The 21,926-nt window shown below is 61.7% G+C and carries 22 protein-coding genes; 16 read left to right on the top strand and 6 right to left on the bottom strand.

What is annotated here, in order from left to right; genetic code table 11:
* Positions 1-175: 175 nt before the first annotated feature.
* Together leuD and leuC are read right to left on the bottom strand one after the other, a co-directional pair.
* Positions 176-790: a 3-isopropylmalate dehydratase small subunit gene (gene leuD, locus NTD80_RS12555; RefSeq protein ID WP_065901309.1), complete on the bottom strand. Its 615-nt coding sequence runs from the start codon at positions 788-790 to the stop codon at positions 176-178.
* Positions 787-2,205, bottom strand: coding sequence for a 3-isopropylmalate dehydratase large subunit (gene leuC, locus NTD80_RS12550; RefSeq protein WP_106804643.1), 1,419 nt, complete (start codon positions 2,203-2,205; stop codon positions 787-789). Before leuC ends, leuD begins: the two co-directional genes overlap by 4 nt.
* A gap of 273 nt (positions 2,206-2,478) precedes the next feature.
* Here leuC and NTD80_RS12545 point away from each other — a divergent pair, with 273 nt between their 5' ends.
* From NTD80_RS12545 to NTD80_RS12510, 8 genes are read left to right on the top strand one after another with little or no spacing between them, the layout of a single operon-like run.
* Positions 2,479-3,681 carry a PepSY-associated TM helix domain-containing protein gene (locus tag NTD80_RS12545; RefSeq protein ID WP_262133840.1) on the top strand — a complete coding sequence of 401 codons (1,203 nt, stop codon included), beginning with the start codon at positions 2,479-2,481 and terminating at the stop codon, positions 3,679-3,681.
* Entirely contained in the window at positions 3,678-4,217 is a 540-nt protein-coding gene (locus NTD80_RS12540; RefSeq protein ID WP_065901318.1) for a thiamine pyrophosphate-binding protein, read from the top strand. Before NTD80_RS12545 ends, NTD80_RS12540 begins: the two co-directional genes overlap by 4 nt.
* Entirely contained in the window at positions 4,214-4,543 is a 330-nt protein-coding gene (locus tag NTD80_RS12535) for a hypothetical protein (RefSeq protein ID WP_120448031.1), read from the top strand. Before NTD80_RS12540 ends, NTD80_RS12535 begins: the two co-directional genes overlap by 4 nt.
* Entirely contained in the window at positions 4,540-5,100 is a 561-nt protein-coding gene (locus NTD80_RS12530) for a DUF6162 family protein (RefSeq protein ID WP_262133838.1), read from the top strand. The genes NTD80_RS12535 and NTD80_RS12530 overlap by 4 nt, the downstream gene beginning before the upstream one ends.
* A gap of 19 nt (positions 5,101-5,119) precedes the next feature.
* The gene (locus NTD80_RS12525) at positions 5,120-6,040 is read left to right on the top strand and encodes a metal ABC transporter substrate-binding protein (protein WP_065901323.1); all 921 of its coding nucleotides are present in this window, start codon (positions 5,120-5,122) and stop codon (positions 6,038-6,040) included.
* Positions 6,037-6,783: a metal ABC transporter ATP-binding protein gene (locus tag NTD80_RS12520; protein ID WP_106804648.1), complete on the top strand. Its 747-nt coding sequence runs from the start codon at positions 6,037-6,039 to the stop codon at positions 6,781-6,783. Before NTD80_RS12525 ends, NTD80_RS12520 begins: the two co-directional genes overlap by 4 nt.
* Positions 6,780-7,679, top strand: a complete 900-nt coding sequence (locus tag NTD80_RS12515; RefSeq protein ID WP_106804649.1) for a metal ABC transporter permease — start codon at positions 6,780-6,782, stop codon at positions 7,677-7,679. Before NTD80_RS12520 ends, NTD80_RS12515 begins: the two co-directional genes overlap by 4 nt.
* Positions 7,679-8,641, top strand: coding sequence for a metal ABC transporter solute-binding protein, Zn/Mn family (locus NTD80_RS12510; RefSeq protein ID WP_262133835.1), 963 nt, complete (start codon positions 7,679-7,681; stop codon positions 8,639-8,641). The genes NTD80_RS12515 and NTD80_RS12510 overlap by 1 nt, the downstream gene beginning before the upstream one ends.
* Positions 8,642-9,511: 870 nt before the next feature.
* On the opposite strand, the gene NTD80_RS12505 is transcribed toward NTD80_RS12510, so the two are convergent.
* Complete coding sequence (locus tag NTD80_RS12505; RefSeq protein WP_053128712.1) at positions 9,512-10,225, bottom strand: UTRA domain-containing protein; 714 nt, start codon at positions 10,223-10,225, stop codon at positions 9,512-9,514.
* Positions 10,226-10,576: 351 nt separating this feature from the next.
* Here NTD80_RS12505 and NTD80_RS12500 point away from each other — a divergent pair, with 351 nt between their 5' ends.
* The 6 genes from NTD80_RS12500 (at position 10,577) to NTD80_RS12475 (ending at position 15,921) form a co-directional block, all read left to right on the top strand.
* Entirely contained in the window at positions 10,577-11,653 is a 1,077-nt protein-coding gene (locus tag NTD80_RS12500) for an ABC transporter substrate-binding protein (protein WP_262133832.1), read from the top strand.
* Between the two features lie 162 nt (positions 11,654-11,815).
* Positions 11,816-12,622: an alkaline phosphatase family protein gene (locus NTD80_RS12495; RefSeq protein ID WP_262133830.1), complete on the top strand. Its 807-nt coding sequence runs from the start codon at positions 11,816-11,818 to the stop codon at positions 12,620-12,622.
* A 5-nt stretch (positions 12,623-12,627) separates the two neighbouring features.
* Complete coding sequence (locus NTD80_RS12490; protein WP_162946148.1) at positions 12,628-13,464, top strand: ABC transporter permease; 837 nt, start codon at positions 12,628-12,630, stop codon at positions 13,462-13,464.
* Complete coding sequence (locus NTD80_RS12485) at positions 13,451-14,251, top strand: ABC transporter permease (RefSeq protein ID WP_065901347.1); 801 nt, start codon at positions 13,451-13,453, stop codon at positions 14,249-14,251. Before NTD80_RS12490 ends, NTD80_RS12485 begins: the two co-directional genes overlap by 14 nt.
* Positions 14,248-15,237 (top strand): ABC transporter ATP-binding protein, encoded by a 990-nt coding sequence (locus NTD80_RS12480; RefSeq protein ID WP_065901349.1) that lies wholly within the window; start codon positions 14,248-14,250, stop codon positions 15,235-15,237. The genes NTD80_RS12485 and NTD80_RS12480 overlap by 4 nt, the downstream gene beginning before the upstream one ends.
* Positions 15,238-15,267: 30 nt before the next feature.
* Complete coding sequence (locus tag NTD80_RS12475) at positions 15,268-15,921, top strand: HAD family hydrolase (protein WP_065901351.1); 654 nt, start codon at positions 15,268-15,270, stop codon at positions 15,919-15,921.
* Between the two features lie 151 nt (positions 15,922-16,072).
* On the opposite strand, the gene NTD80_RS12470 is transcribed toward NTD80_RS12475, so the two are convergent.
* Positions 16,073-17,035, bottom strand: a complete 963-nt coding sequence (locus NTD80_RS12470) for a zinc-binding dehydrogenase (protein ID WP_262133826.1) — start codon at positions 17,033-17,035, stop codon at positions 16,073-16,075.
* 138 nt (positions 17,036-17,173) lie between these two features.
* On the opposite strand from NTD80_RS12470, the gene NTD80_RS12465 reads away from it, so the two are divergent.
* Both NTD80_RS12465 and NTD80_RS12460 read left to right on the top strand, forming a co-directional pair.
* Positions 17,174-19,255 (top strand): carboxy terminal-processing peptidase, encoded by a 2,082-nt coding sequence (locus NTD80_RS12465; RefSeq protein ID WP_226939950.1) that lies wholly within the window; start codon positions 17,174-17,176, stop codon positions 19,253-19,255.
* A gap of 118 nt (positions 19,256-19,373) precedes the next feature.
* Positions 19,374-21,143, top strand: coding sequence for a bifunctional diguanylate cyclase/phosphodiesterase (locus NTD80_RS12460; protein ID WP_065901923.1), 1,770 nt, complete (start codon positions 19,374-19,376; stop codon positions 21,141-21,143).
* On the opposite strand, the gene NTD80_RS12455 is transcribed toward NTD80_RS12460, so the two are convergent.
* Both NTD80_RS12455 and NTD80_RS12450 read right to left on the bottom strand, forming a co-directional pair.
* Positions 21,140-21,511: a hypothetical protein gene (locus NTD80_RS12455; protein WP_005786715.1), complete on the bottom strand. Its 372-nt coding sequence runs from the start codon at positions 21,509-21,511 to the stop codon at positions 21,140-21,142. The two genes, NTD80_RS12460 and NTD80_RS12455, sit on opposite strands and share 4 nt — an antisense overlap.
* Entirely contained in the window at positions 21,508-21,846 is a 339-nt protein-coding gene (locus NTD80_RS12450; protein ID WP_262133825.1) for a multiprotein-bridging factor 1 family protein, read from the bottom strand. Before NTD80_RS12450 ends, NTD80_RS12455 begins: the two co-directional genes overlap by 4 nt.
* Positions 21,847-21,926: the final 80 nt, after the last annotated feature.

The following is a 21,926-nucleotide window of genomic DNA, read 5'->3' as shown; positions in this document are numbered from 1 at the left end:
GGTGATAGCGGTGGGTCAGTTTGCAATATTTGACACTGCAATCGCCGGCAAGCCGGCGCCTACAGTTTGGGGTGGGCCAAGCAAGGGTTTATTGCCTGGGGGATGGCTTCTTTCCCGCCGTGCAAACCCGTTCACCCATAGGAGTTGGCTTGCCGGCGATTGCGGTTCGGGTAGGTCAGTTGAGCCAGGGATTGGCGGCGAGGTGGCGGCGTTCGAAGGCTTTGATTTCTTCGCTGCGCTGCAGGGTGCTGCCGATTGCATCCAGGCCGAGCAGGAGCGCGGTCTTGCGCAGGGTGTCGATCTGGAACGCAATGACCTGGCCGTCCGCCAAGCGAATCTGCTGTTCTTGCAGATCAACACTGATCTGCGCCTGGTCGGGCTGGCTGACGGTCTGGCCAAGGCGCTGCAGCACCGCCTCTTCCAGGGTGATCAGCAGCACGCCGTTACGCTGGCAGTTGTCATAGAAAATTCCGGCAAAGCTGCTGCCGATCAGTGCGCGGATGCCCATCTGCTTCAGGCCCCACACCGCGTGCTCACGGCTGGAACCACAGCCGAAGTTCGGCCCCACTACCATAAAACTCGCGCCCTGCCAGGCGGGCTGGTTCAGCACGAACTCGGGATTGGGCGCGCCATTGGGCAAAAAGCGCAGATCAAAGAACAGCCCACGGTCCAGGCCGCTGCGGTCGATGCCCTTGAGAAACTGCTTGGGCATGATCACGTCGGTGTCGATATTCGCCGCCAGCATCGGCGCGGCCTTGCCGGTGACCAGGGTAAAGGGTTGCAGGCTCATGGGCGGTCTCCAAAGTGGCGGATATCGGTGAGGCGGCCGGTGATCGCGGCCGCGGCGACCATTGCCGGGCTCATCAGGTGGGTACGCGCGCCGGCGCCCTGGCGGCCTTCGAAGTTGCGGTTGGTGCTGGAGGCGCAGCGGTCGCCGGGGGCCAGCACATCATCGTTCATCGCCAGGCACATCGAGCAGCCGGACTGGCGCCATTCGAAACCGGCGTCGATAAAGATCGCCGCCAGCCCTTCGGCTTCGGCCTGGTCGCGCACTTCGGTGGAACCGGGCACGATCATCGCCCGCACGTGCTCGGCCACCTGCTTGCCGCGCACCACACTGGCGGCGTCACGCAGGTCTTCGATCCGCGCGTTGGTGCAGGAACCGATAAAGGCATGGCTGATGACGATCTCGCTCAGCGGCATACCGGCCTCCAGGCCCATATAGTTGAGGGCGCGGCGCATGTCCTGGCGCAGGATCAGGTCGCTGACGTCCTGCGGATCCGGCACCCGGGCGCCGATCGGCGCAGCCTGGTCGGGGCTGGTGCCCCAGGTAACCATGGGCTCCAGGGTGCTCGCGTCGAGGTGCACTTCCTGGTCGAACACCGCGTCGGCGTCTGAATGCAGTTGGCGCCAGCCCACCAGCGCCTGCTCCCACAACTCACCTGTGGGCGCGCGCGGCTTGCCCTTGAGGTAGGCGAAGACTTTTTCGTCCGGTGCCATGAATGCGCCACGAGCACCCGCCTCCACCGCCATATTGCAGATGGTCATGCGCGCCTCGACGCTCAAGGCGTCGATGGTCGAACCTCGAAACTCGATCGCATAGCCGGTCGCACCGGACGCGCCGATCTTGCCAATCAGCGCCATGATCACGTCCTTGGAGGTCAAGCCCTTGGCCAACGCCCCCTCGACGGTGACGCGCAGGCTTTTCAGGCGCTTGTAGACCAGGGTCTGGGAGGCCAGCAGGTGTTCGATTTCCGAGGTGCCGATGCCGAAGCCAAAGGCGCCCAGGGCTCCGTACGTGGTGGTGTGGCTGTCACCGGCGGCGATCACCATGCCCGGCAGGATAAACCCCTGTTCCGGCGCGATCACATGTTCGATGCCCTGGCGCTTGTCGAGGATATCCAGCAGCTCGATGCCGAAATCCCGGCAATTCTCCGCCAGGTAAGACACTTGCCGCGCCCCGCCCGCATCGGGCATCGCCGCGATGCGCTGGGGCGTGGTGGGGTTCACATGGTCGACCACGGCCAGCGCCGTACCCGGACGCCATACGCCACGCCCGGCCTCACGCAGGCCACTGAAAGCCTGGGGGCTGGTGTATTCGTTGATCACCTGGCGGTCGATATACAGCAGCACGTGGCCCTGGTCATCGAGGGCGCACACCGTGTGGGAATCGATGTGTTTGTCGTAGAGAGTTCTGGCAGTCATTGTTCTAAAGGCTCGCTCAACGGTATGGCTCCATCCTACGCAGCCTCCTGCCCTCATCAATGCCACCTCGGTGATGGCTTGGAACATGTTTCGTGTTCGATCGCGTCGTTAATCCGTGTGAATGTGAATCTGAAACATTTACTTGCATGTTCGGATTAGGGTTTTCCCATTCTCATCCGTCTTAACTTAGATACAGCCCGTCGCGTCAGCAAAAGCTACGACTGGCCTTTTTCGGGCCTCCATCGCCCCCCTCCGATCAAGACCCTCATTCACATGTCGAAGAAGTCACGCTCCAAACTCTGGTTTCTCGTTCATAGCTGGCTGGCATTGCCCATCTGGTTCTTCGTACTGATCGTCTGCGTCACCGGCACCCTGGCGGTGGTGAGCCAGGAAATCGTGTGGCTGGCCAACCCGGACATCCGCGCGAGCAAACCGTCGGACGATGCCGAACCGCTGAGCTATGACCAGGTGATCAGCGCCATCAAGCGCGCCGAACCCCAGGTGATCGTGCAGTCGCTCAGCCGTCCGGACGAATCGCACTTTGCCCTGAGTGTCGACCTCAGCTACCCCGACGGCCGTTCGGTAGAGGTCTACGTCAACCCGTACACCGGGGCGATCCAGGGCATCAGTCCGTCGTTCGACTTCCGCCAGTTCACCCGCGCCTTGCACGGCTGGTGGCTGGTGCCGTTCACCAATGGCTACAGCTGGGGCTGGTACCTGGTGTCGCTGCTCGGCTTGCCGCTGCTGGCCTCGCTGGTGACCGGGCTGGTGGTGTACAAGCGTTTCTGGAAGGGCTTTCTCAAGCCGACCCTGCGAATCCGCCACGGCGCGCGGATTTTCTGGGGGGATTTCCACCGCCTGAGCGGTATCTGGTCGATCTGGTTTATCGCAGTGATCTCCATCACCGGCACCTGGTTCCTGATCCAGGCGATCCTGGGGGATAACCAGATTTCGATTTCCAGCGAGCCCATCGTCCCGGTGATCGCACGCGAGAAAGTTCCGACTTCGGCACCTGGCGTGCCGGCACCGATGATTCCCGTGGATAAAGCCATCGAGATCGCCACCCAGCGCATCCCGGGGCTGGAAGCGAGTTTCGTCAGCCTGCCGCTCAACGCCTACAGCCACCTGCAGATCGGTGGCCGGGGCTGGTACCCGCTGATGTACCAGACCGCGCAAATCAACCCGTATGACGGTGAAATCGCCTCGTCGCACCTGCTCTCCGACCGCACCAAACTGGAGTTCGTCACCGAGTCCATGCGTCCGCTGCACACCGGCGACTTCGGCGGTATCTGGATCAAGCTGATCTGGGCGTTCTTCGGCCTGGTGCTGAGCATGATGGTGCTGAGCGGCCTGTTGATCTGGACCAAGCGCACCGCCCTCGCGACCCTCAATGCGCTCAAGCGCGAGGCCAAGGCGCAACGTGCGCCCGCGCCCATCCCGGCCCTGCAGGCTGAAACTTCGGAGGCCAACCCATGAGCAAGGTCGCTACCGCTACACCGCCATCGCCGCTGCGGGCCTTCTGGCTTAAATGGCGTTTCCATATCAATGTCCTGCTGTTGCTGGTGCCGCTGGGCTTCATGCCCAAGTACTTCGCCGACGCCGCGCTGTTTCGGGGTGACACCGGCATCGGCGAACGCCTGGCCGGTGATGTGCAGGTCGGGCCCTGGAGCCTGAAACTCGCCGAGTTTCGCAACGAAGGCCCGCGCCCGGACCCTGCCGGCCCGATGAAATTCTTCAACGCCGCCCTGTGCGACACCTGCGCCGACCAGGTCAAGGCCACCTACCTGCGCATCGGCAAACCGCGCAGCCTGCGCGCCGCCGGGGTGATCTTCTTCGGCACCCCGTACCGCATGGGCGCCGCCCTGCCGGTGCCGGAGCGCACACCGGTCGACGCCGAACTGTGGGTCACCATGGAAGGCTGGGACGGCACGATGCACCAGGGTTCCATCCCGCTGAGCCAGGCCTCGCCTGCCACCATTGCCTGGCTGAACAAGCAAGGAGTTAAACCATGACTTTGAAGCGCCTGACCCGTGCCTGCGCCGTGCTAGTGCTCGGTGCCGGTTTCAGTACCCTGGCCCTGGCCCACAACCCGATGTGCGAATGCAAGGAAATCCCCGGCGAGCAGATCGAGTGCAAAGGCGGCTTCTCCGACGGCAGCGGCGCCCCCGGAGTGACGCTGGATGTGATCGGCTACGACGAAACGATCCTGGTGCCCGGCAAGCTGGGCCAGGATTCGACCCTGACCTTCAAGAAACCCTCGGCCGAGTTCTATGTGCTGTTTGATGCGGGTCCCGGTCACGTCGTGGAAATCGACCAAGCGGACATCCAGCCGCAATGAGCACGACACAGGTTGTGCGCCCCGCCGGTGCCGGGCACGAGACCCTCTACGTCCTGCTGCTGTGCCTGATCATCCTCGCGGTGGCCGGCACGGTGGTGGCCTTGCACGGCGAATCCCAGGAGGTCGCCGCGGTGCCCAGCCACCAGCTGGACGCGCGCCGTGACCTCAGTGCTGCCGAACAGGGCATCTATGCCGACTTGCGCGTGACCCTGGATGAAATCCAGCTGCTGGCACAAGAGCAAAGCGCCCTGCCCACGCCCGCGCAACTGGCCGAAGAAGGCTTTGCGCCCTTCGCCCAGGATGCCAGCTCGGTCAGCCGTGGCGATCATCGCTGGCAGTTGCTGGCGCCTTCGTCCTACCTGGGGCTGAGCCAGGCACCTGCCACCAGTGGCTCGCTGCTGATGCGCGTGCACGGTGCCGAGCCGGATATCTGGCTCAATCGCAGCACCGACCTGGCCGCCCCCTCCGACCTCTCTGACCAGGCGCTGATCGCAGCCGGCTGGCAGCAAGTGGTCGCGCAATTCGATGCCGGCGTCACCCGCCAGCACCGTCACTGAACGAGAAGACCGATTGCCCATGTCTATTTCATCTCCCCTGTTGCGCGTATTACTGGTTGGCCTGTTCAGCCTGATGCTGGCCCCGCTGGCCAATGCCGAGGCGGCCAAGCGCCTGCGGATCGGCATCACCCTGCACCCTTATTACAGCTACGTGGCGAACATCGTCGGCGACAAGGCCGAGGTCGTGCCGCTGATTCCTGCCGGTTTCAACCCTCACGCCTACGAACCGCGCGCCGAAGACATCAAGCGCATCGGCACCCTCGATGTCATCGTGCTCAACGGCGTCGGCCATGACGACTTCGCCGACCGCATGATCGCCACCAGCGAGCGCCCGGACATCCCGGTGATCGAAGCCAATGCCAACGTGCCATTGCTGGCCGCCACCGGCAATGCCGCGCGCGGTGCAGGCAAGGTGGTCAACCCGCACACCTTCCTGTCGATCAGCGCGTCGATTGCCCAGGTCAACAACATCGCCCGCGAGCTGGGCAAGCTCGACCCTGACAATGCCAAGACCTACACCCAGAACGCTCGCGCCTATGGCAAGCGCCTGCGCCAGATGCGCGCCGATGCCCTGGCCAAGTTGACCAGCGCACCCAACCCCGACCTGCGCGTCGCCACCGTGCACGCGGCCTACGACTACCTGCTGCGCGAGTTTGGCCTGGAAGTCACCGCCGTGGTCGAACCGGCACACGGTATCGAGCCAAGCCCCAGCCAACTGAAGAAAACCATCGATGAGCTGCGAGCCCTGGACGTGAAGGTGATCTTCTCGGAAATGGATTTCCCGTCCACTTACGTCGAGACCATCCAGCGTGAATCCGGGGTCAAGCTGTACCCGCTGTCGCATATTTCCTACGGCGCCTACAGCGCGGAGAAATACGAAGTGGAAATGACCGGCAACCTCAACACCGTGGTCCGGGCGATCCAGGAGTCGGGAGCATGACCGCAGCGCAACGACTGGAGGTGGCCAGCATTGGCCCGACCCTCGACTTCGACAACATCTCATTGACCCTCGGTCGCACCACGATCCTCGACGGCGTGACCTTCCAGGTACAGCCGGGCAGCATCCATGCGCTGGTCGGCCCCAACGGCGGCGGCAAAAGCTCGCTGATCAAGACCTTGCTGGGCCAGACGCCGCATCAGGGGCGGTTGAGCCTGCAGTGGCCAAGCACGCCCGGCACCATCGGCTATGTGCCTCAGGCGCTGGAATTCGACCGTGGCTTACCGATGACCGTCGATGACTTCATGGCTGCCATGTGCCAACGGCGTCCGGCGTTTCTCGGACTGTCCAGGCATTACGCCGGCGCAATCGGCGAGGCACTGGAACGGGTCGGCATGCAGGACAAACGCAAGCGGCGCATGGGCGCATTGTCGGGTGGCGAGCGCCAGCGCGTGCTGTTGGCCCAGGGGTTGATCCCGGCGCCGCAATTGCTGGTGTTGGATGAACCGATGTCGGCACTCGATGAGGCCGGTATCCAGGTGTTCGAACGCTTGCTGAATGACTGGCGCCTCGCCGGGATCACCGTGTTGTGGATCGAGCACGACCTGGAGGCCGTGGGCCGCCTGGCCGACCGCGTCACCGGGTTGAACCGCCGCGTGCTGTTCGACGCCACGCCGAAAGAGGCGCTGACCCCGGACCGCCTGCTGACCCTGTTCTCTACCCACCCTCGGAGCCCGGCGCAATGAGTTATGAAGCGTTTCGCTTGATGGTCCAGGGCTGGGCGTCTTCCGGCTATCTGCCGGAGGCACTGGCCTATGGTTTTGTGGTCAACGCGCTGCTCGCCGGCTTGCTGATCGGCCCGGTGCTGGGCGGGTTGGGCACGCTGGTGGTGGTCAAGCGCTTTGCGTTTTTCTCCGAAGCGGTCGGCCATGCCGCGCTGACCGGCGTGGCCGTGGGCATTCTGCTCGGCGAACCCTACACCGGGCCGTATGGCAGCCTGTTCGGCTACTGCCTGTTGTTCGGCATCCTGCTCAATTACCTGCGCAACCGCACCGGCCTGGCGCCAGACACCTTGATCGGCGTGTTCCTGTCGGTGTCGCTGGCCTTGGGCGCGAGCCTGCTGCTGATCCTGGCAGGCAAGATCAACGTGCATATCCTTGAAAACGTGCTGTTCGGCTCGGTGCTGACCGTCAACGGCAATGACCTGCTGGTGCTGGCGATTGTCGGCGCACTGGTGATGGCCCTGGCGTTGCCGCTGTACAACCGCATCATGCTCGCCAGCTTCAACCCGCAACTGGCGGCAGTGCGCGGCGTGGCCGTGAAGACCCTGGATTACCTGTTCGTGATCCTGGTTACGCTGATCACTGTGGCGGCCGTCAAGGTCATCGGCGCGATCCTGGTCGGCGCGCTGCTGGTGATCCCGGCGGCGGCGGCACGTCTGCTCAGCCAGTCGCTCAAGGGGTTTTTCTGGGTCTCGGTGGTAATCGCCACCGTCAGCACCCTGTGCGGCATCCTGCTGCCAATCATCTTCGACCTGCCTGTTCCGTCCGGCGCCGCGATCATTCTGGTGGCCGGTATCGCCTTCGCCATTGCCGCTATTGCGCGCGGCACGGTGCCTAGCCTCAAAGGGAATCTTGGATAATGCGCCCTGTCTTTCGCCCACTGGCCCTGGCCATCGCTTGCTTGCTCAGCACCTCGGCGCTGGCCGCCGTTGACGGGTTCCAACCCCGGGACTTCGTTGCCAACAATGGCCTCGGCCATGCTGCACTGAGCAAGGCAAAATCGGTCAAGACCGTCAAAGTGCTCGCCTCGTTGCCCATCACCTACGGGCTGGCCGAAGTGCTGCTCAAGGGCACCGATGTGCAGTTGGAGCGCGCAGCTCCCGCCAACCTGCCCGGGTCGCGCCAGGTGTCCTATTTCACCGGCCGTGGCGCGCCGGCGCTGGGCAAGTTGGCGGTGGACGCCGATGCAGCCATCGGCCTGCGCTCGCTGTGGGCGGATGACCCGCTCTACCCAGTGGCACGCCGCAGCAACATCCGCATCGTCGAAATCGACGCGGCACGCCCGGTGGATGGCGGCTTGCCGGGGATCGCCGTGCAGCCGGGCAGCGCCGACGGGCTGAACAGCCAGCCGTGGCAATCGAGCAACAATATGGGGCGCATGGCCGATGTAATGGCCGCCGACCTGAGCCGCCTGGCGCCCCACGCCAAGCCGACCATCGACGCCAACCTCGCCGCCCTCAAGCAGCGCCTGCTCAAACTCAGCGCCGACAGCGAAACACGGCTGGCCAAGGCGGACAACCTCAGCGTGGTCAGCTTGAGCGATCACTTCGCTTATCTGGTCAGCAGCCTGAACCTGGAAGTGGTCAGCACCGACGCCCGCCCCGACGCCGACTGGACACCCGAGGCCTTGCAAACATTCAGCGCCGCGTTGAAGGACAACGACGTGGCCGTGGTGCTGCACCATCGTCAGCCAAGCGAAGCGGTAAAAGCCGCCGTCACGGCAGGCGGTGCGCAACTGTTGGTGCTGAACGTCGACGGCGCAGAGCCGGTGACCGAACTGGAGACCAATGTGGATCAGGTGATCAAGACACTCACGCCCTGACATCTGAAGGTCAGCCTTCTGTGGTGAGCAGGCCACTGTAGTGAGCAGGCTTGCCCTGCGTTGGGCTGCGCAGCAGCCCCTATCAAAGCCACCCTAACCTGCCAGAAAAATCCTCATACAGGTTTTGGGCCTGCTACGCAGCCCAACGCAGGGCAAGCCTGCTCACCACAACAAGCGTGCCTGTATTCCATAACAAGACTGCTTGCCGGTGACGGCAGATGCTGAACGTCGACAGAGCCGAAAACCAATGTGGATCAGGTGATCAAAACACTCACGCGCTGACATCTGAAGATCAACCTTACGTGGTGAACAGAGAATTCTGTGGCGAGCAGGCTTGCCCTGCGTTGGGCTGCGCAGCAGCCCCTTATCAAAGCCACCCTAACCTGCCAGAAAAATCCCCATACAGATTTTGGGCCTGCTGCGCAGCCCAACGCAGGGCAAGCCTGCTCACCACAACTATTCCATAACAAGACTGCTTGCCGGTGACGACAGATGCTGAACGTCGACGGTGCAGAGTCGGAAACCAATGCGGATCAGGTGATCAAGACACTCGCGCCCTGACATCTGAAGATCAGCCTTCTGTGGTGGGCAGGCCACTGTGGTGAATAGGCTTATGGGTGAACAGGCTTATGTGGTGAACAAAACTCTGTGGCGAGCAGGCTTGCCCTGCGTTGGGCTGCGTAGCAGCCCCCTACTAAGGCCGCCGTAACCTGCCAGAAAAAACCCCATACAGATTTTGGGTCTGCTGCGCAGCCCAACGCAGGGCAAGCCTGCTCACCACAACAAGCGTGCCTGTATTCCACAACAAGCGTGCCTGCATTCCACAACAAGCCTGCCCGCATTTCAAAACAAGCCTGCTTGCCACACGGGTTAAACCACATCCACTCCGACATGAATTGCATCATGCCGCCAGAATTCCAGGTCGCAGTCGATCAGTCGCTGGTGCTGGTCATAATTGACCCGGGCAATCCGCAGGCCCGGGCTGCCCACCGACACGCGCAACGCGGCGGCGGCTTCCACCGGCAATGAGGTCGGGACGATTTCGAAACGCACCCGCCCGTAGTGCAAGTCGTACTTGCGCGCGTACAACTCAGTCATTGACTGATTCAGGTCGCACTCAAGAATCCCCGGGAAATACTGCGGGTTCAGGTAGTGCTCCACATACAACACCAGCCGCCCGTCAATCCGCCGGCCCCGGCAGATCTGGATCACGCTGGACAACGCCGGCAACTGCAACCACGCACACACCGCCGCCGAGGCCGGTTGCAGCCGTGCAGAGATCACTTCGGTAGACGCCACCCGCCCCTGATCGTTGACCATCGCGTGAAAGTGGCTGCGCTGCATCAGGTTGTAGGCCAGCCGTGGTGGCGAGACAAACCAGCCCCGGCGCTCCTCACGATAGATCTGGCCCTGGGCCTCCAGTTGTAACAAGGCTTCCCGCACAGTAATTCGAGTGGTACCAAACAACTCGCTGAGCTTGCGCTCGGCGGGCAGTTTGCTTGCAGGCGGCAACAGGCCGTGGTCGATCTGCTCTTGCAGCGCCAGGCCGATGGATGTCACCGCCTTGATTGCCTCATCACGCATCAACGTTACCTATCTGGACTAGACCAGCACCGTTCAGGTGCACAAAACGCGCTGTATTCGGGCTCCTGCCATTGCGTGCCAGCCTAGGCATTACAGATGACCGACAGATGACAGTCCATGTCGAGTCCCTCCTGCACACCCTGCAATACATCGGCCAAGTCCAGGCCCTGCGGGCACTTGAGCATGGTCTACGCTAAGTCTGTGCTGAGCGACACAAGCGATTTAAAAACGACATCGACATGAAACTGTCATCCATCCAGCCTAGATTGGCTCAGGTATTGCTGACCTAGACCAACACCACCGCAAACGTCGACAAAAACGCAGCGTTGAAAACGCCCAAAGGAGCTTCGGATGAAACAGCTTTTCCTGGCATCACTGTTAGGCTCGACCATTGCCATGTGCACCGCCGCCATGGCTGCTGATACCGATCTAAAAACCCTTGAAGCTGCCGCCAAGACAGAAGGCGCCATCAACAGCGTCGGCATGCCCGATGACTGGGCCAACTGGAAAGGCACCTGGGAAGACCTGGCCAAGACCTACGGCCTCAAGCACATCGACACCGACATGAGCTCGGCCCAGGAAATCGCCAAGTTCAAGGCTGAAAAAGACAACGCCAGCGCCGACATCGGCGACGTGGGCGCGGCCTTCGGTCCGATCGCGGTGAAGCAGGAAGTCACCCAGCCGTACAAACCGTCGACCTGGGCCCAGGTCCCGGATTGGGCGAAAGACAAGGACGGTCACTGGGCCCTGGCCTACACCGGCACCATCGCCTTCATCGTCAACAAGAAGCTGCTGCACGGTTCTGACGTGCCAACCAGCTGGGCTGACCTGCAGAAAGGCAAATACAAAGTCTCCATCGGTGACGTAAGCACCGCGGCCCAAGCGGCCAACGGCGTACTGGCGGCAGCCATCGCCAATAAAGGCGACGAGAAAAACATCGCGCCGGGCCTGCAGTTTTTCACCAAGATCGCCCAGCAAGGTCGACTCTCGCTGTCCAACCCGACCATCGCCACCATGGAAAAAGGCGAAGTCGAAGTGGGCATCGTCTGGGACTTCAACGGCCTGAGCTACAAGGCCAAGATGGCCAACCCGGATGACTACGTGGTGCTGATTCCTTCTGACGGCTCGGTAAAATCCGGCTACACCACCATCATCAACAAATATGCCAAGCACCCGAACGCCGCCAAGCTGACCCGCGAATACATCTTCAGCGATGCCGGCCAACTCAACCTGGCGCGTGGCAATGCGCGTCCGATCCGTGCTGAAACCGACCTGAAACTGCCGGCCGATATCGCCAAGAACCTGATCCCGGGCGAGCAGTACACCAAGGCCAATCCGCAACCGATCAAGGATGCCGATGCCTGGGAAGCGACCTCCAAGAAGCTGCCACAACAGTGGAACGAGCAAGTCATCGTAGAAATGAAGTAAGCGACGCAAAACCTGTAGGAGCCGGCTTGCCGGCGATGACGGTCGAACCTTCGACATTGATGTCGACTGATACATCGCCATCGCAGGCAAGCCAGCGCCCACATTTGATCCGGTTCCAACCGAACAAAAGATCCACACCCCTGTTGCGGAGCCCCAGCCCCCATGAAGCACAATGTCATCCTTGTCGTGCTCGACGGCCTGAATTTCGAGGTTGCCCGACACGCCATGGGGCACTTGCAGGCCTATGTCGGCGCAGGACGCGCAGCCCTCTACAAACTGGAATGTGAACTGCCCGCCCTGTCCCGCCCGCTGTATGAGTGCATCCTCACCGGCGTGCCACCGATCCAGAGCGGCATCGTCCACAATCAGGTCTCGCGCCTGTCCAACCAACGCAGCATTTTCCATTACGCCACCGACGCCGGTCTGACCACTGCAGCGGCGGCTTACCATTGGGTCAGCGAGTTGTATAACCGCACACCCTTTATTGCCGCGCGTGATCGTCATACCGACGACAAGGCGCTGGCGATCCAGCACGGGCATTTCTACTGGAATGACCATTACCCGGATTCACACCTGTTTGCCGACGCCGAAAGCCTGCGCGTCAAACACGCGCCAAACTTCCTGGTCGTGCACCCGATGAACATCGACGACGCCGGCCACAAGCACGGCCTCGACACCGCGCAATACCGCAACAGCGCCCGCTCGGCCGACATCATCCTGGCTGACTACCTGCAAGGCTGGCTCGATGCCGGCTACCAGGTGCTGGTCACCGCCGACCACGGCATGAACAACGATCGCTCCCACAACGGCCTGTTGCCGGAAGAGCGCGAAGTGCCGTTGTTTGTACTCGGCGATGCCTTCAGCCTCGACATCCACGCCGCGCCGAACCAGACCGACCTGTGCGGCACCGTCTGCGAGCTGTTGGGCGTACCTCACGACAAACCTGTCTGCCGGGAGCTGTTGAAGTGAATTCCATGACTCGCGGCAAATGGCTGGCGCTGCTGTGCCTTGTGCCCTTCGCGCTGTTCTTTATCGTGTTCGAAATCGCCCCGCTCGTCTGGGTGTTGATCAACAGCCTGCAAACGGAAGAAACCGGCTGGGGCCTGGACAACTTCACGCGGATCTTCAGCTCGAAGTTCTACCTGCAAGCCATCCAGTTCAGCCTGGAGATCAGCTTCTACTCGAGCATCTTCGGCATCATTATCGCCACCCTGGGCAGTTACTCCCTGCGCCGGGTCGATTCGCCGCTGCGCAATTTCGTCACCGCTTTCGCCAACATGACCAGCAACTTTGCCGGCGTCCCCCTGGCGTTCGCCTTCATCATCCTGCTGGGTTTCAACGGCAGCATCACCATCATGCTCAAGCAGGCCGGGATCATTCAGGACTTCAACCTGTACTCCAAGACCGGCTTGATCATTCTCTACACCTACTTCCAGATTCCCCTCGGCGTGCTGCTGCTCTACCCGGCGTTCGACGCGCTGCGCGAAGACTGGCGCGAGTCGGCGGCGTTGCTGGGTGCCAATGGCTGGCAGTTCTGGCGGCATATCGGCTTGCCGGTGCTCACGCCGGCGTTGCTGGGCACGTTCGTGATCCTGCTGGCCAACGCGCTGGGCGCCTATGCCACGGTCTACGCGCTGACCACCGGCAACTTCAACGTGCTGCCGATTCGCATCGCCGGCCTGGTGTCGGGGGATGTCTCGCTGGATCCGAACATGGCCAGCGCCCTGGCTGTGGTGCTGGTGGCGCTGATGACCGTGGTCACCGTGGTCCATCAACTGTTGCTCAAGAGGAGCTACCATGTCTCGCGCTGAAGCCGGCCCGGCCTCCCTCTACCACCGCGTGGTGGTGTACCTGTTGTTTGCGATCCTGGTGCTGCCGCTGATCGGCACCTTCGTCTATTCGATTGCCAGCAGTTGGTCGGCAACCATCCTGCCCGCCGGTTTTACCGTGAAATGGTACGTCCAGCTGTGGAGCGACCCGCGCTTCCTGATGGCCTTCGGGCAGTCGTTGCTGGTGTGCGTGGGCGCGCTGCTGCTGTCGGTGGTGTTGATCCTGCCGCTGCTGTTCGTGGTGCATTACCACTTCCCAAGGCTCGACGCACTGATGAACATCCTGATCCTGCTGCCCTTCGCGGTGCCGCCGGTGGTGTCGTCGGTGGGCCTGCTGCAACTCTACGGTTCCGGGCCGCTGGCGATGGTGGGCACGCCATGGATCCTGATCGGCTGCTACTTCACCGTGGCGCTGCCGTTCATGTACCGCGCGATCACCAATAACCTGCAGGCGATCAACCTGCGAGACCTGATGGATGCCTCGCAACTGCTCGGCGCCAGCACCTGGCAGGCGGCGATCCTGGTGGTGCTGCCGAACCTGCGCAAAGGCCTGATGGTCGCGCTGCTGCTGTCGTTCTCGTTCCTGTTCGGTGAGTTCGTGTTCGCCAACATCCTCGTCGGTACCCGCTACGAAACCCTGCAGGTGTACCTGAACAACATGCGCAACAGCAGCGGCCACTTCACCAGTGCCGTCGTGATTTCCTATTTCTTCTTTGTGCTGGTGCTGACCTGGGCCGCCAATATCTTGAACAAGGACAAAAGCCAATGAGCTTCGTCAGCGTCCAACACCTGCAAAAAGGCTACGCCGGCACCCCGGTGTTCAGTGATATCAACTGCGAAATCGCCAAGGGCGAATTCGTCACCCTGCTCGGCCCGTCCGGGTGCGGCAAGTCCACCCTGCTGCGCTGCATCGCCGGCCTGACCTCGGTGGACAGTGGGAAAATCCTGCTGGATGGCCAGGACATCGTCCCGCTGAGCCCGCAGAAACGTCACATCGGCATGGTGTTCCAGAGCTATGCACTGTTCCCCAACATGACCGTGGAACAGAACGTCGCCTTCGGCCTGCGCATGCAAAAGGTCAATGCCGATGACAGCCACAAGCGGGTACAGGAAGTGCTGCAACTGGTCGAACTCAAGGACCTCGCCGGCCGCTACCCGCACCAGATGTCGGGCGGCCAGTGCCAGCGCGTGGCGCTCGCCCGCTCGCTGGTCACCCGCCCGCGCCTGTTGCTGCTCGATGAGCCGCTGTCGGCGCTGGATGCGCGGATTCGCAAACACCTGCGCGAACAGATCCGCCAGATCCAGCGCGAACTGGGCCTGACCACGATCTTCGTGACCCATGACCAGGAAGAAGCCCTGACCATGTCGGACCGGATCTTCCTGATGAATCAGGGCAAGATCGTGCAAAGCGGCGACGCGGAAACCCTCTACACCGCGCCGGTGGATGTCTTTGCCGCCGGATTTATCGGCAACTACAACCTGCTGGACGCCGACAAGGCCAGCCAGTTGCTGCAGCGGCCGATCAGCGGGCGCATCGCGATTCGCCCCGAGGCCATCGAGCTCAGCCGCAGCGGCGAACTCGATGCCCTGGTGCGCAGCCACAGCCTGCTGGGCAACGTGATCCGCTACCGCATCGAAGCCCGTGGCGTCGAATTGGTGGTGGACGTACTGAACCGCTCAGCGGACGATCTGCACCCCGACGGCCAGCGCCTGGCACTTTCCATCGACCCCAGTGCACTGTGTGAAGTAGCCTGAGCAGCACGACTGATTGAGAGAGCGTAACGGATGGCATTGGTAATTTTTGATTTGGACGACACCCTGATCCACGGCGACTGCGCCACCCTGTGGAGCGAGCAGATGGGCCGCCTGGGCTGGGTCGACCCCGAGTCGTTCATGCGCAGGAACAACGAGCTGATGGACGCCTACAGCCAGGGCAAGCTGGCCATGGAAGACTTCATGGACTTCAGCCTGGAGCCGATGATCGGCCGCACCCCGGAGGAAATCGACCACCTGGTGGAGCCCTGGGTCGAGGACGTGATCGAACCACTGATCTACAGCGACGCCACCAAGACCATCGCCCGCCACCGCGCCAATGGCGACCGCATCCTGGTGATTTCCGCCTCGGGCACCCACCTGGTCACGCCGATTGCGGCGCGGATCGGCATCGATGAAGTGCTGGGGATTGATCTGGAAGTGAGCCATGGCGTGTACAGCGGCCGTACCGTCGGTGTACTGACCTACCGCGAAGGCAAGATCACACGCTTGCTGGAATGGCTGGAGCAGGAAGGCGAGACGCTGGAAGGGGCGTATTTCTACTCGGATTCGCGCAATGACCTGCCGTTGCTGCTGAAGGTGGATCACCCAAACGTGGTGAACCCGGACCCGGTGCTACGCGAGCACGCGGAAAAGGCCGGCTGGCCGATCCATCACTGGGTGTGACACTGCGCTCCTTGAATTGAAATCCAATCCACTGTGGGAGCGGGCTTGCTCGCGAAAGCGGTTTGTCAGTGAAGAATGTTTCATCTGACACCCCGTTTTCGCCAGCAAGCCCGCTCCCACAGTTTGATCTCATTTCAGCCGGAGACTGGTGTCAGACCAATGTCTCGTCAATCACCAACACCAATTTCCCGGAGATCTGGTTGCTCGCCAAGGCTTCAAACGCCGCCTCGGCATCCTTGATCGGGAACGTCTTGGCCAATTGCGGGCTCAAGCGACCTTCAGTGAACAGCGGCCACACGTGCTGGCTCAAATCACTGAACAGGTCCGCCTTGAACTGATCACTGCGGCTGCGCAGGGTCGAGCCCAACAACTGCACACGCTTGCCCAGCACTTGGGCCAGGTCCAGTTGCGCCTCGCGGCCTCCCATCAGGCCGATCAGCACCCAGCGACCGTCCAGGGCCAGCAGCTTGAGGTCCAGCGCGGCGTAGTCGCCGCCGACCGGATCGAGGATGACATCGAACGGCCCGAAGTCCCGCAGCCCTTCGATGCCGTCGGTACGTACCACGCCGCCCTGGGCGCCCAATTCTTCGCAATACGCCAGGCGTTCCGCCGAACCGACACTGACCCAGCACGGGCTGCCAAACGCCTTGCACAGCTGGATCGCCGCCGAGCCCACGCCACTGGCACCGGCATGCAGCAAGACTTTTTCGCCCGGCTTGAGGCCCGCCAGTTGGAACAGATTGAGCCACGCCGTGCTGTACACCTCAGGCAATGCGGCCGCTTCGACCAGCGAAAGCCCTTCCGGCGCCGGCAGCACATGCCGTGCGTCCACCACCACTTCTTCGGCCATGCCGCCGCCGGCCAGCAATGCGCAGACGCGATCGCCCACTTGCCAGGACGAGCCAGCACCGACTTCGCTGATCACCCCGGAACACTCCAGGCCCAGCACATGGCTGGCGCCGGGTGGTGGTGGATAAAGCCCGGCACGCTGTAATAAATCTGCGCGATTGAGGCCCGCAGCCGCCACGCGAATGCGAACTTGGCCTACATCGCAGGTAGGACTTGGTTCTTCCAACCACTCCACATGACCTTCAACGCCTTGCAATGCTTTCACAGTGCCTCCATAGTGAACCTGGACTGAGCCCGTAGCAGTAGCGCCGGGCTTTTTGCATTATGCGACCGGACCATATGGAACCGGCGACTTCAAAGACGGCCTAATATGCGTTATCAATTGCCCCCGCGTCGAATCAGCATGAAGCATTTGTTCCCCAGCACCGCCCTCGCTTTTTTCATTGGTCTCGGCTTCGCGTCGATGTCGACCAATACGTTCGCAGCCAACAGCTGGGACAACCTTCAGCCTGATCGCGATGAGGTGATTGCCAGCCTCAACGTCGTCGAGTTGCTCAAGCGTCATCACTACAGCAAGCCGCCGCTTGACGATGCGCGCTCGGTGATCATCTACGACAGCTACCTCAAGCTGCTGGATCCGTCGCGCAGCTACTTCCTGGCCAGCGATATCGCTGAGTTCGACAAGTGGAAGACCCAGTTCGACGATTTCCTCAAGAGCGGCGACCTGCAGCCCGGCTTCACCATCTACAAGCGTTACCTGGACCGCGTCAAAGCGCGTCTGGACTTCGCCCTGGGTGAGTTGGACAAAGGCGTCGACAAGCTCGACTTCACCCAGAAGGAAACCCTTCTGGTGGATCGCAAGGACGCGCCTTGGCTGACCAGCACCGCCGCGCTCGACGACCTGTGGCGCAAACGCGTCAAGGACGAAGTGCTGCGCCTGAAGATCGCCGGCAAAGAGCCCAAGGCGATCCAGGAGCTGTTGACCAAGCGCTACAAGAATCAGCTGGCACGTCTGGACCAGACCCGTGCCGAAGATATCTTCCAGGCCTACATCAACACCTTCGCGATGTCCTACGATCCGCACACCAATTATCTGTCGCCAGATAACGCGGAAAATTTCGATATCAATATGAGTCTGTCGCTGGAAGGCATCGGTGCCGTCCTGCAAAGCGACAATGACCAGGTCAAGATCGTGCGCCTGGTGCCGGCAGGTCCGGCGGATAAGACCAAGCAAGTGGCCCCGGCCGACAAGATCATCGGTGTGGCCCAGGCCGACAAAGAGATGGTCGATGTGGTCGGCTGGCGCCTGGACGAAGTGGTCAAGCTGATCCGTGGGCCGAAAGGCAGCGTGGTGCGCCTGGAAGTGATTCCGCACACCAATGCCCCGAACGACCAGACCAGCAAGATCGTGTCCATCACCCGTGAAGCGGTGAAGCTCGAAGACCAGGCCGTGCAGAAGAAAATCCTCAACCTCAAGCAGGATGGCAAGGATTACAAGCTGGGCGTGATTGAAATCCCGGCCTTCTACCTGGACTTCAAGGCCTTCCGTGCTGGCGATCCGGACTACAAGTCCACCACGCGCGACGTGAAGAAAATCCTCACGGAACTGCAGAAAGACAAAGTCGACGGCGTGGTCATCGACCTGCGCAACAACGGCGGCGGTTCCCTGCAGGAAGCCACCGAGCTGACCAGCCTGTTTATCGACAAGGGTCCGACCGTGTTGGTACGCAACGCTGACGGCCGTGTCGACGTGCTCGAAGATGAAAACCCGGGGGCCTTCTACAAAGGGCCGATGGCGCTGCTGGTCAACCGTCTCTCGGCCTCGGCCTCGGAGATTTTCGCCGGTGCCATGCAGGACTACCACCGTGCACTGATCATCGGCGGCCAGACCTTCGGCAAAGGCACCGTGCAGACCATTCAGCCGCTGAACCATGGCGAACTGAAACTGACCCTGGCCAAGTTCTACCGGGTTTCCGGGCAGAGCACCCAGCATCAGGGCGTGCTGCCGGACATTGATTTCCCGTCGATCATCGACACCAAGGAAATCGGCGAAAGCGCCCTGCCGGAAGCCATGCCGTGGGACACCATCCGTCCTGCGATCAAGCCGGCGTCCGATCCGTTCAAGCCGTTCCTGGCACAGCTCAAGGCTGACCACGACACCCGCTCCGCCAAGGATGCCGAGTTCGTGTTCATCCGCGACAAGCTGGCCCTGGCCAAGAAGCTGATGGAAGAAAAAACCGTCAGCCTCAACGAAGTGGATCGTCGCAAGCAGCACACCGACATCGAAAACCAGCAACTGGTACTGGAAAACATCCGCCGCAAGGCCAAGGGTGAAGATCCACTCAAGGAGCTGAAAAAAGAAGATGAAGATGCGCTGCCGGCCGAAGCCGAGAAAACCAAACCGGAAGACGACGCTTACCTGGCCGAGACAGGCCGGATCCTGCTGGACTACCTGAAGATCACCAAGCAGGTGGCCAAGCAGTAAATGATGGCGATTTAATGTGATTGCTCCTTGGAGTGTCATCATATAGACATCATTCTGTCGTGAAATGAAGGACCGCAGGCGTCATGCCTGCGGTCCTTTTTTTTCGATCGAGATCGCCATGACCATGACCGAACAGCTGAATGCATTGGGCTCTATCCTGGCTCAAGGCAGTTTGCACAGCCTGTTCCAACCGATCATCTGCCTGTCTGAACGGCGCATTCTCGGCTACGAAGCCCTCAGTCGTGGCCCCTCGAACAGCCCCCTGCACTCCCCTGTCGCCCTGTTTTCGGTGGCCAGCCACGCGGGACGCCTCAGTGAACTGGAAATCGCATGCCGCGAAAGCGCGTGCCGACGCTTCAGTGAACAGAAGCTGCCGGGCAAGCTGTTTCTCAATATCTCGCCGGAATCCCTGATGGAAACCGCGCATCAGCCAGGGCGTACCCTGCAACTGCTGCGCGACTTTGGCATCCCGCCAAGCCAGGTGGTGATCGAACTCACCGAGCAGACGCCCACCGACGACTTCGACCTGCTGCAGACCGCCCTGCACCATTACCGCAACATGGGTTTCGCCATCGCACTGGATGATTTGGGCGCCGGCTATTCCAGCCTGCGGCTGTGGTCGGAGCTGCGCCCGGACTACGTAAAGATCGACCGGCACTTTATCGACGGCATTCACCAGGATGCGCTCAAGCGCGAGTTTGTCGGCTCCATCCTGCAGATCGCCAGGGCCTCCCGCGCCCAGGTGATTGCCGAGGGCATCGAACTGGCGGAAGAGCTGGCTGTGCTGACGGAGATGGGTGTCGACCTGGTCCAGGGCTACCTGCTCTGCCGCCCGCAGGAACAGCCGCCGCAAGAGGCGCGCCTGATGCTGCCCAAGCCGGACAACGCCAACATCGCCCTCAGCGAAGAAGGCAGCGACCTCAGCGCGCTGCTCAACGAACAGCCGGCGGTGGACCAGGACACCGCCACCGCCCAGGTACTGGAGTCATTCCGCCGCCAGGCCAACCTCAACTCGCTGGCAGTGCTGGACGGGCGCGGCCACCCGGTCGGCATCGTGCATCGGCATTCGCTGTCGGATGCGCTGCTCAAGCCGTTCGCCACCGACCTGTTTGCGCGCAAACCGATCAGCCGCTTGATGAGCGATGATTTTCTGGCGGTGGAGTTGAGCCAGTCGCTGCAACAAGTCAGCCGCCTGCTGACCAGCCGAGCGCGGCAGCGCATCGAGGAAGACTTCATCATCACCCTCAATGGCGACTACCTGGGGCTGGGCCGGGTGATCGATGTGCTCAAGCTGATTACCGAGCTGAAAATCCAGCAAGCGCGCTACGCCAACCCGCTGACCCTGCTGCCAGGCAACGTGCCGATCCAGCAATGCCTCACACGGTTGTTGCAGCAGCAGCGCGAGTCGGTGATCTGCTACGTGGACATCGACAGCTTCAAGCCCTTCAACGATATCTACGGTTATGGGCGTGGGGATGAGGTGTTGCTGTGCCTGGCGCAGTGCCTGAACGACCGAGTCGACCCGAGCCGCGATTTTGTCGGACATATTGGCGGGGATGATTTTTTGCTGGTGCTGGGGCCGCAGGATTGGCGCAAGCGTCTCAACCAGTTGCTGGATGATTTCCATACCCAATGCCGGCGTTTCTATCGCGCCGAGCACCTCGACGCTGGCTGCTTCGTGGCGTTGAATCGCCAGGGCGTGCGTCAGGAGTTCGCGTTGCTGTCACTGTCGATAGGCGTGGTGCACTTATATCCACAGGCCTGTGGACAACTCGATGCCAGCCAGTTGGCCGAGATGGCATCGCAAGCCAAACACCATGCCAAGGATGTGGCCGGCTACAGCATTCATGTGATCGACAGCATGGACATGCAGCCCCAGGCGCTTTAAGCCTCGGCGGATTCGGGGTACTCGTATTCAAATACCCGCACCACCTCCGAGGCGTGCCAGGAGGCTGCGGCCACCCCATCGGACGGCCCGCTGAACCGGCCCAGGCGCTCCACGCATTCAAAAAAGCCGGTACGCGGCAGGCGGCTGGCGCCCTGGCTGATCACCAGTGAGCTGCGCAACGGCTGCTCCGCCTTGGCATCCAGCGCTGCCAGGTGTTCCAGGGCAGCGGCCAGGGTTTGCATGGCCGGCGTCGGGAATTGCAGGCGCTCCAGCAGCGCGCGGTAGGTCAGCAGATGGCGCTGGCGGCGCGCCTGGTCCAGTTCGTTGAGTAACCCATCCCAGTGTTGACGGCTGATACGTAAGCTCAAGATTCATCCCTCCAACCTGCAACGCCCAATTCCCAGGCCAGGCTGCGGCGAATCGCGGCATCCGGCTGGCGTTCACCACTTTCGATCAATCCAAGATACGAGGGGCTGATACCCACTGTGCGGGCCAGGGTCTCGATGGCCAGGCCCTTGGCCTCGCGCAAGCCGCGCAGGTCTGCGAGCGGGCGCAAATCCTGAGCGGGGGCGGCGTGGGCAGTAACAGCAGGAGGCGGTGAGGGGTGTGGCTGACCGGCAGCTTTTAGCAGCGCCTGGTACTGGTCCCATGGCAAAACCGCGTATTCGGGCTCGCCATTGCGTGAAATTATCTGAATATCCATGACTGCCCCGTAGGATCACAACACTTACAGCGTAAGTTCTTTCCTTAGGAGTGTAATCCTAACAGCCACAAAGGTCGCAG

It is taken from the genome of Pseudomonas sp. 13B_2.1_Bac1 (assembly GCF_025466155.1).
Classification (GTDB): Bacteria; Pseudomonadota; Gammaproteobacteria; order Pseudomonadales; family Pseudomonadaceae; genus Aquipseudomonas; species Aquipseudomonas aylmerensis.
The sequence above is the reverse complement of the archived record's forward strand: the minus strand, read 5'-3'. Positions and strand labels throughout refer to the sequence as shown.